This is a genomic window from Amycolatopsis sp. NPDC114484, from assembly GCF_055633755.1.
In genome coordinates this window covers 165,795-180,479 of sequence record NZ_JBVKDQ010000020.1, presented here as the reverse complement: position 1 = coordinate 180,479, position 14,685 = coordinate 165,795, and the positions used below count along the sequence as shown (strand labels likewise).

The 14,685-nt window shown below is 69.3% G+C and carries 8 protein-coding genes and 4 pseudogenes; 2 read left to right on the top strand and 10 right to left on the bottom strand.

What is annotated here, in order from left to right; all coding sequences use genetic code 11:
• Positions 1-140, top strand: a pseudogene (locus tag ACZ7SW_RS36155) (IS5/IS1182 family transposase); the annotation flags it as partial.
• Between the two features lie 43 nt (positions 141-183).
• Here ACZ7SW_RS36155 and ACZ7SW_RS36150 read toward each other — a convergent pair.
• The 8 genes and pseudogenes from ACZ7SW_RS36150 to ACZ7SW_RS36115 form a co-directional block, all read right to left on the bottom strand.
• Complete coding sequence (locus ACZ7SW_RS36150) at positions 184-1,077, bottom strand: oxygenase MpaB family protein (RefSeq protein ID WP_470234858.1); 894 nt, start codon at positions 1,075-1,077, stop codon at positions 184-186.
• A complete protein-coding gene (locus tag ACZ7SW_RS36145) occupies positions 1,037-2,188 on the bottom strand; it encodes an SDR family NAD(P)-dependent oxidoreductase (protein ID WP_470234857.1) in 1,152 nt (383 codons plus the stop codon). Before ACZ7SW_RS36145 ends, ACZ7SW_RS36150 begins: the two co-directional genes overlap by 41 nt.
• A gap of 70 nt (positions 2,189-2,258) precedes the next feature.
• Positions 2,259-3,128, bottom strand: a pseudogene (locus tag ACZ7SW_RS36140) (FAD-dependent monooxygenase); the annotation flags it as partial.
• Positions 3,129-3,222: 94 nt separating this feature from the next.
• Positions 3,223-3,414, bottom strand: a pseudogene (locus ACZ7SW_RS36135) (FAD-dependent monooxygenase); the annotation flags it as partial.
• A 256-nt stretch (positions 3,415-3,670) separates the two neighbouring features.
• Positions 3,671-3,961 (bottom strand): annotated as a pseudogene (locus ACZ7SW_RS36130) (methyltransferase); the annotation flags it as partial.
• A gap of 679 nt (positions 3,962-4,640) precedes the next feature.
• A complete protein-coding gene (locus ACZ7SW_RS36125; RefSeq protein WP_470234856.1) occupies positions 4,641-5,573 on the bottom strand; it encodes a hypothetical protein in 933 nt (310 codons plus the stop codon).
• Positions 5,574-6,053: 480 nt separating this feature from the next.
• Positions 6,054-9,482 (bottom strand): right-handed parallel beta-helix repeat-containing protein, encoded by a 3,429-nt coding sequence (locus ACZ7SW_RS36120; protein ID WP_470234855.1) that lies wholly within the window; start codon positions 9,480-9,482, stop codon positions 6,054-6,056.
• 76 nt (positions 9,483-9,558) lie between these two features.
• Positions 9,559-10,590 carry a hypothetical protein gene (locus ACZ7SW_RS36115; RefSeq protein WP_470234854.1) on the bottom strand — a complete coding sequence of 344 codons (1,032 nt, stop codon included), beginning with the start codon at positions 10,588-10,590 and terminating at the stop codon, positions 9,559-9,561.
• Between the two features lie 226 nt (positions 10,591-10,816).
• Here ACZ7SW_RS36115 and ACZ7SW_RS36110 point away from each other — a divergent pair, with 226 nt between their 5' ends.
• A complete protein-coding gene (locus tag ACZ7SW_RS36110; protein ID WP_470234853.1) occupies positions 10,817-11,842 on the top strand; it encodes a sensor histidine kinase in 1,026 nt (341 codons plus the stop codon).
• Between the two features lie 29 nt (positions 11,843-11,871).
• Here ACZ7SW_RS36110 and ACZ7SW_RS36105 read toward each other — a convergent pair whose 3' ends face one another.
• Together ACZ7SW_RS36105 and ACZ7SW_RS36100 are read right to left on the bottom strand one after the other, a co-directional pair.
• Entirely contained in the window at positions 11,872-13,965 is a 2,094-nt protein-coding gene (locus ACZ7SW_RS36105; RefSeq protein ID WP_470234852.1) for a hypothetical protein, read from the bottom strand.
• Complete coding sequence (locus tag ACZ7SW_RS36100) at positions 13,962-14,621, bottom strand: response regulator (RefSeq protein ID WP_470234851.1); 660 nt, start codon at positions 14,619-14,621, stop codon at positions 13,962-13,964. The genes ACZ7SW_RS36105 and ACZ7SW_RS36100 overlap by 4 nt, the downstream gene beginning before the upstream one ends.
• Positions 14,622-14,685: the final 64 nt, after the last annotated feature.

Genomic DNA, 14,685 nt, shown 5'->3' with positions numbered 1-14,685 from the left:
GATGGGTCATCGAGAGGACGATCGCCTGGCTGACCGGCTACCGACGCCTCACCATCCGCTACGAACGCAAACCCAGCCACTACCTCGCCTTCCTCACCCTCGGCACCGCCATCACCTGCTACAAGAAACTCACCAAATGAGACATGCTCTAAGCCGACGCCCGAAACCCGCGACAGATCGATACTACTGCGCTGCGCGCGACAACGCGCGGTGCTCGATTTCGCGGGCTTCGACCATCAGTTTGTGCACGTGATCGCCGAGCGCGCGTTCAATCGTGTCGCGAATAAAGGCAATCTTTGCCACCGTGAAGATGGCGATACCGATCTGACGAGTGATGGCCATGCGCACAGATGACCGACGTCGACCGTACATGGCGCGTTCCAGCGGTCCGAGGGTGGCAAGGACCAACTCCATGATAGCCCACACGCCGAGTCTGATCAGTGGTGCCGCCCACGCTGGCTTGAACGGGCCGACACGGGCCGCCTCGACCATCTGTCTCGCGGCCGCCGAGTAGTTCAGTGCGGGAAGGATGTCGGCTTCGTACCGCGCCAGCCATTCCGTCCACGTCTTCGGCAACGTTGCTGGATCGATGTCCAGCAAGTTAGCGTAGTTGATGCCTTCCTGCCAGTATTGTTCAAGATCGTCATCGGACAACTTGCCCAGGTAAGCCTCGTAGACCGCTGGATAGCTGCCCCAGATCAGCCCGAACCCGTTTCGGGCGATGTCCGGGTCCACCGCGCTGTAGTTTGACTCCGTCACTGGGTCGTAGCCCTTGACCTTGGCATGCCTGCCCTGCACCCATTTGCCTGCCCGGGTCGCCTCTTCGGTGTCGCCAAAGACTGCCGTGTAGGCCCAGTACGTGAACATGCGGCCCCGTGCAACCGGATCGGCGAAGTGCGCCTTACTGTGGTCGACGACAGCTTGCGACGTCCTGGAGTCCAGAGCGGTGTAGACCGAAGCCCGCAACCCGCCGAGGAACGCCGCCGGATGCCCCATGATCTTCCAAGTCGCCGATCCCGGTCCGTAAAAGCCGTCATCACTCCGTGGACCGGTACGATGGGGAAAGTTCAGTTGCATAATCGTCCTTTGAAGGTTGTATACGAGATCGCCCGGAAAATATGCTGATTGCGACGCTGAGGTCTTCTCCGCGGGGCAGGCAGTTGTGTTCGAAATTAATGATCGTGAGGGTGCCTGGGGTGCTGTTGCCGGTTTTGCGGGCTGGTGCTGATATGCTGCGGGCAGCGCCATCGGTTGGTGAGCGGGGCGAATCCGCGTTCCCCGAGCGCAGGCAGCAGGTTGGCGCAGAAGTGGTTGTAGACAGCAGGGTGCCGAGCGCGTGCTCGCGGGCCGAGGTCGGACGTGCGTGGGTCCTCGTGCGACCGGCGAGATCCAAGCCAGCAGTCCGTCCCGGCGCATCACGGCCTCGATGTTGTCGCCAAAGTCGTGAGTCTTGCCCGCGTACTAGACCTCGACTGCTTCGCTGCGGTTGCTGAGCGTCTTCTCCGCGCGGCGGTCGGAATCCGCGGCTTTCCCGTCCAGGATCGAGTGCGACCAATCCTCGTAGCGCGTCGTGCAGGTCGGAGAGCGCGCGGCCAGCGCGCCGATCGCCTCGTCTAGGCCAGTGGCAGGACGTGGCCAGGGAAATCCCGAACCCCTTTCCAGGAAACGGAACGTTGTGCCTTTCCCGGAGCCAGGCCAGTGCGAACGCCGCTTGCCTGAGGCCCGTCAGAGCCCGCCGCGTCCCGGTCGCGGGCGTAATGATCAAGCCGGGACTGATGGCACTGCCCCGGACGCCAACCGGGCCGTCGTCTTCGGCCAGCTCACGCGTCGTGCCGATAACCCCGTGCTTGGCGGTCTCATGTGCGAAACCCTTTGGAGCGTTCGCTGCCGCGCTGATGCCCTGTACCGAGACGATGTTGACGACGGCTCCATCGCCTCGGGCAACCAGATGCGGCCACCCCGCCTGCGTGGTGTGGAGTGTGAGGTCGAGTTCGTTGCGCGGCACGAACCTCCAGCCGTGAATCGATGTCTCGATGATCGGCCCGGACTTCGTCGCCGTGACGTTATTGAAGAGCACGTCGAGGCCCTTGTATTCTGTGACGGCGGCACAGTTCCGCTGCTGGGCGACCAGACGATCCGCCATGTCGAGGGAGCGCTGTAACGATGGTCGCACCTTCTGCCCTGCCATGCGCGGACCGTAACAGCCGCCTTGTCCACGTGTCGTGGCAGCAGTGCTATCTGACGAAGAATTTCGGTACTTATGGGCACCTGTTGAACGGTGCCGGCATCGACACCCGCAGCAACCACCTTCGGCCGAGTTCCGTATCAGCCGCGACCGCCGGGAGCGAATCGCGCACAAACCGTTCCCGCGGCATTTCGGCAGCGAGCAGGAGGCTGTTGAGGTCTGCCTGGACGGTGATGCGCGCGGCCGCCTTTCGCCGCCGGACCGCGGCGTATTCGTCGATCGCCGCGTCCGAGCCGGAACGAAGAGCCTCGTCCAGCGCCGCCGCCAGGAAACTCGCGTCGTGCAGGCCCTCGTTCCTGCCGAATCCGCCGACCGGGTTGTGCACAGGCGCGGCGTCCCCGGCCGGCAGCACCCGGCCGGCCTGGAGCTGGTCCGCTATCCGCTGCCGAACGCGGTACACCGATGCGTTCTTGACCCCGAAGGGCGCGTCGATGCCGAGAAACCGGGCTGCTCTCGCCCGCACCGCGACCGGCCCGCACACCGACGCTTCACCTTCGTCCGGACCGGCCCGGAAGACAAACCGGGCGTGGGCCAGCGCCACGCTCTGGTCCGGATCGGACAGATAGCCGACCCGACCGGCTTGCGGCAGCAGCGCATCGAGGTCGAGCTCGAGGTCGGCGGGAAGGAAGCGCTCGGAGAAGGCACGGCCGGCCAGCCGGATGCCTTGCGACTCGCGAACGGTGCTGCCCACCCCGTCCGCTCCGACCACGAAACGACCCCGGATCTCGCGCCGTCCGGCCGCGGTCGTCACCGCGACCGTCGCTCCGGCGCCATCCGCGCGCACTCGTCCCGCCCGGTGCCCGAAGCACAGCGAACCGCCGCGGCGCAGCAGTTTTCGATGAAGCAGCCGGGTCACCGTGCTTTGTGGACACTGCAGTCGAAACGCGCACGGGGTGTCTCCGACGACGAGCGCGAACGGGAGATCGGGCGATCAGCTGCCTTGTCCGGCGATCCCAGTACTGCAGCCGGTCGACGGTTCGACCGCGAGCCACCGCTTCGCGGAGAACACCCCACTCGCGCAGCAGCTCCAGCGTCGGCGGATGGAAGGCGCTCGCCCGTTCCTCCTCGCTGGGACCGGAACCAGCGTCCAGCACGACGGCATCGTGTCCTGCCCTCGCGAGCGCGGCCCCGAGAGCCGCGCCGGCCGGACCGGCGCCGACCACGATCACGTCCGCGTCGAACCTCGTCACGACCGACCGCCGACCGGCCCGCTCCGGAGTCGGAGTTCATGCCGGACACGCGACCAGCAAGGCGGTTTCGAGCGGCTGCGGATGCGCCGAACCCAGCCGGAACCCGCCGGCCGCGAGCAAGTCCGCGAGCTCGGCCCTGGTCCGTGCCCGGCCCCCGGTCGCTGCCGCCGCGATCCGCACGAAGGACGACGCCCGCGCGGGCCGGGCGTTGCCCGGGAGTTCCGCGCTCCAGAACCAGCAAGACCGCGTCCGGAGGAGTCGCTTCGCGGCACACCCGCAGGATCCACACGCATTCGTCGTCCGGCCAGTCGCTCATGATACGGGACAGCAGGTAGACATCGCCGCCGGGCACCGCTTCGAAGAAGGCGCCGCAGACCGCGCTCCGCCGAGCGCCGATTTCCGTGCCGGCGAACCGTTTCCGGCAGCCGTCGATGACCTCCTCGCGATCCATGACGACCCGTGCGTCTTCCGGAGAGGCCCGCGGCACCGCCTCGATCAGCAAGCCGTCGCCTCCGCCCGCGCCCACTGCCCGCACGGCCTACGTGAGGTCGACCGACCGCACCGGCTGCTCCGCGACCACCGGACTGATCGCGGAGCAGTCGGCACGCCGGCTCCCGGCACGAAACCGGCTCGGGCAAGACAGCGGAGCAGCCGCGCTGCCCAGGACTTCGCGGCAGGTTCTGCGGCCGGTCGAATCCTGACTTCCCCGTGCTGCCCTTTCGAACTCGCGAATCCGGCGGACGACGGCATCCCGCCGGCCGGTCCGGCGGCGAATGTCCTGCATTGTTCCGCGACCGGCCGGGCAAGATCGGGAAACCGAAGTGCGTCCGCACAGAATCGAGAGACCTGCGGGCAGCGAGATGCGGCTCGGCCGTCGGCGAACGTCCACCTTCCGCAGTGCAGTCACGCCTGCGTACAACCTGGCGTCACCAGCCTGTTCGCCGCATTCACCATCGCCGACGGGCCGTGATCCACTGCCGGCACCGCGCCGCGAAGTTCAATAAGTTCCCTGCTGCCACTGACAAAGCCGTGCCCGCCGAACTAGACCTGCACGTGCCGCGCGACAAGGTTCGCGCATGAATCGAGAGCCGGAACCGCGCCCCGAAACCCGTCACCTGCGCGAAGACCGCAGTTCGAGAGCCTCCTCTCCTCGGCCAGGCCGAAGCGCGTTCCAACGGCTGAGGCACCGCCAACCGCCGTCGCGATCAGCGGACTTCTGGCTGCCGATGCGGTCTGAGGCTTTCCGGCTCCCACTGGGACGGCTGAGTTTCCGCACTGTTGCGCAGCCCCCACCAGGTGTGGCCGACTCCGGTCCTGGTGTGCCGGGGTGAAAGGCGGAGAGGCCCGGTCGCGGGCGAGCCGCTGTTCCAGACTTCCTCGACCAGCTCGGGGCTCAAGCTCGTTTCGTCGCTTCGCACAGTCGGCCGATCGGCTATGCGGCCGGCTGTGATGACCGCGTCGTATATGGCGTAGGCACAGAAATGGAGAGGTCTCGGCAGGGCAAGAGGCAGCCGCGCCGCCAAGGATTTCGCCGCGCGCGTGGCGGGGACCGCCGGCGAGCAGCAGAGGAGATCGACTCGCTGTGCGATTCGGGCGGCGAGACGGCTCGTGTTCAGTTCCCGGCTGAGTCCGACGCCTTCGCCGCCGAACCATTGAAGGTTCAGCAAGGACGGGTGTTGTGCGGCGCAGAGCAGCGTGGCGACGATCTCGTCCCCGTGCAGCAGGGCGAGGATCGCCGTCGACCGGTGCTTGACGCCGACCCGGTCGGACAGCCGGCGCAAGTCGCCCGGCCCGACATGGCCCGGTCGGACCCAGCAACCCGATTCCGCGGTGACACCGAAAATTTCGCCCTGTCGGCATAGTTCGAGGAACATCTCCCTGCCGTACGCGTCATCACGGCCGATGCAGAAGATTTCTCGTATTCCCCGTTGTGCCAATGACCTTACGACAAAGGCGCCATGCTCTTCCCTGTCGGGGAACACCGACAAGGCCGGGCAGTCCGGCGAGTCCGGCAGCGAACTCGCGCCGTAGCTCACGAGCAGAAATCCGCGCCGGGGAGCCTGAAGCAGATTGCGCACTCCCTGGCTGGTCTCGGGCCCGACGATCACCGAGGGCGCGGCGATCGGCAGGGTCGCCACGATTCGCCCGGCGTCTTCGACGCTCGGAGTTCCCCGGACAGGCCAGACGCGGATCCGGCCCGCGGCTCGCAGCGCGGAAGTTCCCGCGCTGAGATCCGCGAGAGCCAACTCGACAGCTGCCCGGGTGTCGGAGTGCTGCTCCGAGACGAGTACGTGGAGTTCTCCGCCGCTCTCGGCAGGGCTGCGCGGCGCCTTCGGTCGCCCCTTTCGCGCGTATCCCATCGAGACCCCTACCGCGGATTCTCCGGCAGTTTTGCGGCGACCGCGGCGATGACCGGGTCGGCCGGTATCCGGACAACGCGTGGTCGACCGGTTTCCGGCGATCGGTCAGATGCCAGCCCAGCCAGGTGATCTGGCCGGGGGGTGAAAATCCGGTGCTGCGATCGCCGCACCGATCCCAGGTGATCATCCGCATCCTCGCCGTCAGGGGTCGCGCGGCCGTCGCCGCGAAAGTTTCTTTTCTTGCCGCGAAAACGGGCCTCACGTTTCCGCGGCCAGCGCCCCGTTCATCCCCACCGTCCCGGCGGCCGGAATGTCGGCCGATCGCAAGGTGGACAGCTCGACGACGGTCGGCGAAGCCAGCCCGCGCATGCGCTTCGCGTGCCGGGTGATGGCCTCGTCCAGCACCTGCCGGGCGTACCGGCCGTTGCCGAACGCCGGTCCCCGCTCGATGTTGGCGAAATGCGCGCGCAGCGCGCTGATCGTCTGGCCGTCGCATTCGTATCCGGCTGCGGACGAATGGCGGTTGATGATGGTGACCAGCTCGTCGGTGTTGTAGTTGCCGAACCGGACCCGGTGCGAGAACCGGGAAGCCAGCCCCTGGTTGGCGGCCAGGAACCGCTCCATGTCCCCCTCGTAGCCGGCGGCGATCACCACGACCTCGTCCCGGTGGTCCTCCATGAGCTTGACCAGGGTGTCGATGGCTTCGCGCCCGAAGTCCGAGCTGGCCCCGCCGCGGTCCGACAAGGTGTACGCCTCGTCGATGAACAAGACGCCGCCCCGTGCCCGGTCGAAGGCTTCCGCCGTGCGCTGCGCGGTCTGGCCGACATAGGACGCGACCAGGTCGGCGCGCGCCACCTCGATCACCTGACCGCGCTGGAGGACGCCCATCGCGGCAAGGATCTGCCCGTAGACCCGGGCGACCGTGGTTTTCCCGGTGCCCGGCGGGCCGGCGAAGATCAGGTGCCGGTTCATCGCGTGCACGGGCAGCCCGGCCGCTTCGCGCTGGCGCGCCGACGCCAGCAGGTCGACCATGTTCCCGACCTCGCGCTTCACATCGTCAAGCCCGACCATCTCGTTCAGCTCGGTCAGCAGGGCGTCCACCCGTTCCTTGTCGACCGCGCCGGCCCCGGCGCCGACGCCGCCGCTGGGCAGTTCGCCGATGTCTTCCGGCAGCAGCCGGGTCATCGTCACCGTCGTGAGTTCCGGCACGTCGGCCAGCCGGTAGGCCTGCCGGCCCAGCATCTCCTCGAACACTTTCCGGGCGCTGCGCCCGTTGCCGAAAGCCGCGTCGCGCGGCATCCGCTCGAAATAGGTCAGCAGCGCGTTGCGGGTCTCGAACTCCAAGCGGTAGTCGTTGGTCTGGCAGAGACCTTCGACGATCGAAACCAGTTCGCTCGCCGTGTAGTCGGCGAACTCGATAGTGCGGGTGAATCGGGACGCCAGACCGGGGTTGGTAGCCAGGAACGAGCGCATTTCGTGGGTGTAGCCCGCGACGATCACGACCACCTCCTCGCGGTGGTCCTCCATCAGTTTTACCAGCGTGTCGACGGCCTCGCGCCCGAAGTCCGGCCCGCCGCTCGCGCTCGCGGCGAGGGTATACGCCTCGTCGATGAACAAGACGCCGCCGATCGCGTCGTTGAAGCGCTCCGTCGTCTTCAGCGCGGTTCCGCCGACCACGCTGGCGACCAGGTCCGCGCGCCCGGTTTCGATCAGCTGGCCCTGCTCGATCACGCCCAGCTCGGCGAGAATGCGCCCGTACAGGCGCGCCACCGTCGTCTTGCCGGTGCCCGGCGCGCCGGTGAAGACGAGGTGCCGGCTCAGCGGCGGCACCGGGAGCCCGGCCTGTGCCCGCCGCTCGGCCATCTGATGCAGCCGGACCAGCGTCGCGACTTCCTTCTTGACCTCGGCCAGCCCGATCAGCGAGTCGAGCTTCGCGAGTTGCTTGCGCACCCGGTCCCGCCGGCCGGACTTGAGATGCGAGACCGAGTCCTGGGAGCCAGTGCCGACGTCGTCGCGATCGGCCCGGTCCGCGTCCTCGCCGGAGCCGGCGGGTTCGGCCGGTTCGGCGTCCGTCTCGGCCGAGGTGACGTCCCGATCGTCCGGAAGCCCGTTTCCGTCGCTTCGGACACCGGCGACCTTGAGTGCGGGAGCCTCGGAGATGATCCGGATCCCGCGCCCGCCGTTGTTCCGGACCTGACAGTCGGCGATGACGACGGCTTCGTCGGTCTGGACGCGGATCGCGTCGCCGCCGCAGTCGATCACCTCGCCGCCGGAAACCGAGCCAGTGCTGCCCGCCAGCCAGTCGATGCCTACCGAGAAGCCGCGAAGCCCCGATTCGGTCAGGTCCAGCGTTCCAGCGTCCACCGTGATGCCGGCGGCCTTCCCGTCCCGGAGCTGACACTGGTGCAGGACGGCCCGCGAACGGTCCACGGCCAGGGCCGGACCTCGCGTGTTCCGCACTGTGCAGTCGCTCATTTCGAGCTTCGCGCCGCCTGTCGCTTTCAACCCGCCGGCGCCCGCGTCGTGCACCTCCACCGCAGAAAGCACCGCGGACGAATCGCCGCCGACAACGATCGCCTCCGCTCCGGACCGGCGGATCTCGGCGGTGTTCACGCGCACCGGCCCGGCCGCCTCGATACGCACCGCTTCCTGCTGCGTGTCGCGCACCGTGAGTTCGTGAAATTCCGGCGCGGCCGAACCCTCGACGATCAGGCCGACCGCGACGTCCGACACCAGCAGGGTCTCGAAGGTCGTCGTAGAACCCGCACCGACGAAAACCCCCGCCTGCGCCCCGCCGACGACCTCCGCTCCGACGATGCGGCCCGCCGCCCGGTCGACCACGTGAATGCCGTAGCCGGAGCAATTGCGCACCGACAGGCGTTCGACCACTGGCGCAGCACCGTCGAGCAAGACCATGCCCTGCCGCTCGACGTCGGTCGCGACGCAGTCCTCCAACCGCGGCTCGGAGTTCGAGGCGACGAGGAACGCCGCGCCCGCGCCGCCGGTCACCTCCACCCGCCGCAGCTCGGTCGTCGACCCGCCCTCGATCGCTACCGCGGGATTGCCGATCCGCGTCATCCGGCAGTCCTCGAACACGCCTTGGCCGTGCTCTGTCACGAGCACCGCACTGCCCTCGACGTCGGTGAAGACGCAGTCCTCCACCCGGGGGTTCGCGCCCGTCCGGACCACGACAGCGGAGGTGACAATCTGCTCGAACCGGCACTGCTCAAGCAGACCGCCGGCCCGTTCGGCCATCACCACGCCGGCGTTGACGGAATTGCGCACGACGCATCCGTGCGCCAGCAGCGTCGCTTCGCTGTGGCACCACACCGCGGCAGCGGAGGCGGCCTCGACAACGCACTCCTCCATCCGGAGCTGGCCGGCCGGGACCTCGATCGCCGCCGAGTCCTCCCCGTTGTGCACGATGACGAGGCCCGACAGGGTCGCGCGCTCGGTGGCCACCCGGACCGCCGGACCGCCGGCGCACTCCAGCCGGACCTGTCCGGACGAGCCCGCCGCGGACAGCGTGACGTCCCGGTCCAGGACAATCGATTCCCGGTAGGTACCCGGCCGGATCGAGACGACATCACCGCTGTTCGCCGCGGTGATCGCGTCCCCGATGGTGTGAAAGCAGTCGGGCTCGGCCGGCGCGACGGTGTGCACGACGCGTCCGCGGGTGCGTGTCATCGGCGATTGCCTCGTTTCGTTGTCGAGCGCGACGGCGAGCCGCGCGGGGGATCCCGCTGGAGAGGCGGGCGGGTGGCTAGCTCAGCCGCGGCTCGCGGTCAAGCAACGCGTCCAGCGCCAGATGCCGCTGCAGCCGAGACAGGAAATCGCTCGGAGGCCCGGCCTGTTCGATGTGCGCGCGCAGAGCGGCATCCGGAGCCAGTCCGTGCTGTTCCAGGTAGTAGAGCGTCGCGTCCGGCCACACCCACAACCCGTCGCTGCGGTACCCGGTCGGGACGCACACCTCCTCGCCGGTGACGATGTCGTTCATCCAGCCGAGGCTGGACAGAATGCGTTCGCCGCCCCGCAGAAATCGCGCCAGGCCGGCTTTCTCGGTTTCCGGGACGCGCGCGTGGTCCGGCGCGAAAAGCGGCTCGCCACGCGGATTGACCCCGTCGTAGACGGCTGCGACCCGCGGCGGCACGAACTCCTCCGCGACCCAGACCAAGGCGGCGGCCGCGAGTGCTTCCTCGTGGTAGCGCGCGAGCGCGGCCCCCTCGGCGAAAACCTCGATTCGGGACGGGTCCTCGCCCAGCCCCGCGATGTGTTCTTGGATCCGGCCGGCGATCTCGACCGGGTCCGCGTCGGGCAGGAGTTCGACAAGCCGGACATGGGCGGTTTCCCCGTCCGCGGTGCGCGACGCGCGCCACACCGCGCGGGCGGCCAGCGGCGCGTCCGGGTCGAAGGACTCGGCGGTGCCCTCGTCGGGGTCGAACCCGATCGCGGCGTTGATCACCGCCTCGTCGACGTCGTCTGCCCACTCGTCGTCGAAGTCGGCCGCGCCGAAGGTGCAGGCCAGACCGGCACCGGCGGGCGGAGCGCTCGCGGCGTCCACCGCAGCGGTGCCGAGGGCGTATTCTTCGCACAAGCGCCGCGCGGCGCACTGCTCGGCGGGGGCCAGGAGAATCTCTCCGGTGCCGATCGCGGTGCACAGCTTGTCGAGCGCCGCCGCCGGATCGTTCACCGCGAGATCGAACCGCATGCCCGCGAGATGCCTGTCCGGCAGGCGTCCGGCGAGCCCGAACACCAGGTCGTACAGGTCCCGCCTGGACTGGTCGACCGCGGTCATGGGGTGCCTCCCGAGTAGCGAAACCGGCATGCTTTAACCACGCGCTGCCCGCGCCGGATCGTTCACGTATGTGCGAAACGCGATCGCGTTCATCCCGACGGCGCAGCGGCCGCGTGTATATCCCGTACGATCGGGCCGAGCAAGGAGCGCGAATGGCCGACACAGTCACCGGTCGACGGCGACCCGCGAACGAGCCGGCCGCCGCGCAGGTACGGCGGACCGTCTGATGACGGTAAGAACCGCGATCCAGCCGTCCGCGGCGCGCCGGAAGCTGCCGGATGTGCTCGCCGCCATCGTCGCCGCCGCTGTCGCGCCGCATCCGCCGGCGCGCGGGGCGCTCGCCGAACTGGTCCGTGCGGGGATCTGCGCGCGCCGGTGCTCTGTGGTGGATGTGCGCGCCGACCGGCCGGTGGTCACCGGCGGCCCCGCGGCGGTGCCGGTCTGGTACGAAGCCAGGCAGATCGGCTTGATCGAAGTCGAGATGGGGCCGGCGGCGGTGGCCCGGCCGTCGTGGCGCCGGCAGCTCCGCCGCATCGCCGCGGTCCTCGGCCCCGCGCTGCGCGCCGTGCAGCTGCGCGAGGCGCTCGCCGAGCAGCAGCGCCGCCTCGACGAGGTGGCCGATCAGGTCCGCGCGAGCCGGGTGCGCGCGGTCGCCGCTCAAGACGAGGAGCGGCGCGCGCTGGAACGGAACCTGCACGACGGCGCGCAGCACCATCTGCTGGCGCTGCGGGCGGCCATCGGGCTGCTGGAATTCGAGCTCGGTTCGGGATCAGCGGAAGGCGCGAGGAAGCGGCTCGCGTACATCACCCAGATACTCGATCTGACCGAACGAGGGCTGACCGCCACCGCGACCGGCACGCTGCCCGAAGTCCTCGTCCAGTCCGGGTTGCTGGTGGCATTCTCCGAAGAATTGCGGCACAAGCCGCGGGTTTCGGTCCAAGCCGACGAAACCGTCCGGGACCGGCGGTATCCGCTCGAAATCGAAGTGAACGTCTACTACGCGTGTCTGGAAGCGGTGAACAATGCGGCGAAACACGCCCCGGGCGCGCCGGTGCGGATCGAACTGCGGCACAGCTACCGCGGCCTGCAGTTCGAAGTGACCGACGACGGGCCTGGATTCGATCCGGCGACCTTGTCCCCGACATCCAGCCTGGCGCTGCTCGGCGACCGGATCTCGGCCGTCGGCGGCCGGCTGAGCCTGCACTCGGCGGCCGACGCGGGAACGCTGATCTCCGGCATCATACCGATCTGATCGCCGACCCGCGCCGCCCGGAAATTCGGTCAGGATTTCACCGCCGCGAGAATTCCTTCGCAGGTGCGCACCACCGTGTCCGCCAGCCGGCCCTCCCGGCCTCTGGCCCACCACCGGGTCAAGGCATCCGCGGCCGCGGCTTCCACTTGCTGAGGAGACGCATCGTCCTCGATGCCGAGCCGCGCCGGCGCGGCGCGCCCCTGGCCGCCGAGCAACCGAATGGCTTCCCGCGCGAACGGCAGCGGCAACGCTCCGGCGCCGCGGTGCAGCATGGCCAGTGCGTCCAGCTCCCGCAGCTCGTGCGTCGCGGCCGAGATCTGCTCCGCTTCGGCAAGCAGATCGGGCGCGTCCTTCAGCACCTCCGCGGAGAGCCGGAGCGCGGACCGCAGGCGCAACACGTCCGACCAGGCCAGCACCCGGCTCGACACGACGGAATTGAGCGGGAGAGCCCGCCCCTTCTCGGTGATCAGCACCCGGTCGCGCGATCGTCCGCCGCAGGCGGCGAACACTCCCAGGCACGGCACCGCGTCGGCGAGATATCCGCCCGGCCCGGGACCGTTCTGGGCGGTCGACGGCAGCAGCACGAGCACCGCGTCCGCGTCGGTGACCGTTCCGGCCCGCCGGACCAGTTCGGCTGCGGTCAGCTGCGGTTCGGCCCGGCAGAGCGACACCTCGACCCGGCGCGCCATCGCGTTGTCCAGCACCAGCCGGAACCGGGCGGAGCCCGGCCCCGGCCAGGTCCGCGCGTCCCGCTCGCCGCTCGTCGTTCCCGGATCCGGAACCCGCTCCGGGATGCCGGTCCCGTTGCCCTGAACATAGGACATGACGTCCGCGCCTTCGGCGACCGGCAGCCGCCGCCGCCGGAGCAGGCTGCGCGCGGCCAGCGCACCCAGCTCCAGGTCGCTGGTCAGCAGGCCGAGACGGACCGGCCGGTACGCCCGGTCGGCGATGGCCGCCAGCCGGTCCGCGGCCGGCTCGCCGATCCGCGCCAGCCGGGCCCGTCGCACGAGGTCGTCCACCGGCGCCAGCAGTCGTTCGCCCGGCGGTCGCTCCGCCGTCGTCCTGCGCGACCGCGCGGTCGTGACCGGCCGGAGATCGTGCGGCAGCGACAGCCGGACGACCCCCTCCCCCAACGTGAACCCGACGCTGAGCCGGCCGCCCAGCGCACTCGCATGGCCGGCCGCGACGCTGACCAGCGAGCGAAGCCGATCCTGCGCTTCGACCTCGGCCCGGAGGGTGACCGTCAGTTCGTCGCCCGAGTTCGACAGCTCGGCCCGCACCGGCCGGGTGCCGCCGGTGGCGTACTCGCGCAACACGATCGCCGTCAGATGATAGGCGGCCACCGACAACTCGGCGGACACCGCGCGTCGCGGATCGTCGTATTCCGACACGATCACCCGGCGCGGCAGGCCGCTGGCGAGTTCCACCAGCGCCGGCCGCAGCCCGCGCTCCTGCAGGACCGGCGAATGCGCGCCGGCCACCACGCCCCGGAAGCGTTCCACCAACTCGATGACGCCCTCGCTCATCCCGCACGCGACGGACATCGCGGCAGTCGTGTCCCCGGCGTCCAGACTGGCTTCGCACTGCGCGACCGCGCTGCGCACCGCGTTGAGCCGCGGTGTGCTGATGCCGAGGATCTCGGTGACCACCGCGCGCCGTTCCCGATCTTGTGCGGCGGACATTCCGGTGCTCGCGGCACCCGCCTGTGCTTCGAGAGCCCGGGTCCGCTCGACGAGGTCCTGCCGCTCGGCTTCCAGTTGCGGGACCGCGAGCAGCATCGCCGAGCATCGAGCGGCATGCTCGAGAAGTTCGTCCGCGCCACCCGGGCGTCCGCCCGGCCGGAACGCCACCGAGATCTGGGCTGCCGGGTCGTCGCCGGGGACGTCGGGCAGCCGAGGCGGGATCGGCACGACCTGATCGAATGTCTTCGGGTCCGCGGCTTCGCCGGGCCAGACCGCGAGCCGCACCATCGCCCCGCGTCGCCTGGCGACCCATACGGCAAGATAGCGCGCGCCCAGCTGTGGGCCGACATCGTCCAGAATCGCCTGCACCGCACGGGCTGTCGTAGCGTCGGGGGCGGAGTGGGCGAGAGCCAGATACGGCGCGATCCAGCCGCGTATCACGGAGCTGCTTCCATCGCACGCAGGTAAGCGAGGACCGCGAGCACCCGCCGGTGATGCGAGCCGCCGTTGCCGGTCAGGCCCAGTTTCGTGAAGATCGCCGCGGAGTACTTCTCGACAGCTTTCACCGACACGAACATTTCGCCGGCGATGCTGGCGTTCGACCGTCCTTCGGCCATCAGCCGCAGCACGTCCGTCTCGCGGTCGGTCAGCGCGGCGAGCTGCCCCGACTGCGGCGAGGTCATGCGCCGCACCCAGTGTGCGGCCAGCGCGGGTTCGATGACGAGTTCGCCTTCCACGATCCGGCTCAGGGTGTCGGACAGAGCGGTCACGCTGCCGATGCGCTCCTTGAGCCGGTAGCCGATGCCGGTCGTCCCGATGTCGAGCAGCTGGGCGAGATAGTCCATTTCCGCGTACTGGGACAGCAGGAGGATGCCCGCCTCCGGCTGTACGTCCCGGATCCGCCGCGCGGCGGCGAGACCGCCCTGCGGTTCCGGCGGCATCCGGATGTCCAGCACCGCGATGTCCACCGGCGTCGTCCGGACCAGCGACACCATCGCGTCGCCGTCGGAGACGCATCCGACGACCTCGTGCCCGCTCGCTTCGAGAAGGAGGACCAACCCGTCTCGGAACAGGACTCCGTCGTCAGCTACTGCCACCTTCACGGTACCGCCAGTTCTCCAGAACGCCCGAATCGGACACGGGCCGCTGTCGGCAGTATAA

Excerpts from the sequence above, each read along its gene's own strand:
- ACZ7SW_RS36150 (WP_470234858.1), bottom strand. The coding sequence starts at position 1,077 with ATGCAACTGAACTTTCCCCATCGTACCGGTCCACGGAGTGATGACGGC.
- ACZ7SW_RS36145 (WP_470234857.1), bottom strand. The coding sequence starts at position 2,188 with ATGGCAGGGCAGAAGGTGCGACCATCGTTACAGCGCTCCCTCGACATG.
- ACZ7SW_RS36120 (WP_470234855.1), bottom strand. The coding sequence starts at position 9,482 with ATGACACGCACCCGCGGACGCGTCGTGCACACCGTCGCGCCGGCCGAG.
- ACZ7SW_RS36115 (WP_470234854.1), bottom strand. The coding sequence starts at position 10,590 with ATGACCGCGGTCGACCAGTCCAGGCGGGACCTGTACGACCTGGTGTTC.
- ACZ7SW_RS36110 (WP_470234853.1), top strand. The coding sequence starts at position 10,817 with ATGACGGTAAGAACCGCGATCCAGCCGTCCGCGGCGCGCCGGAAGCTG.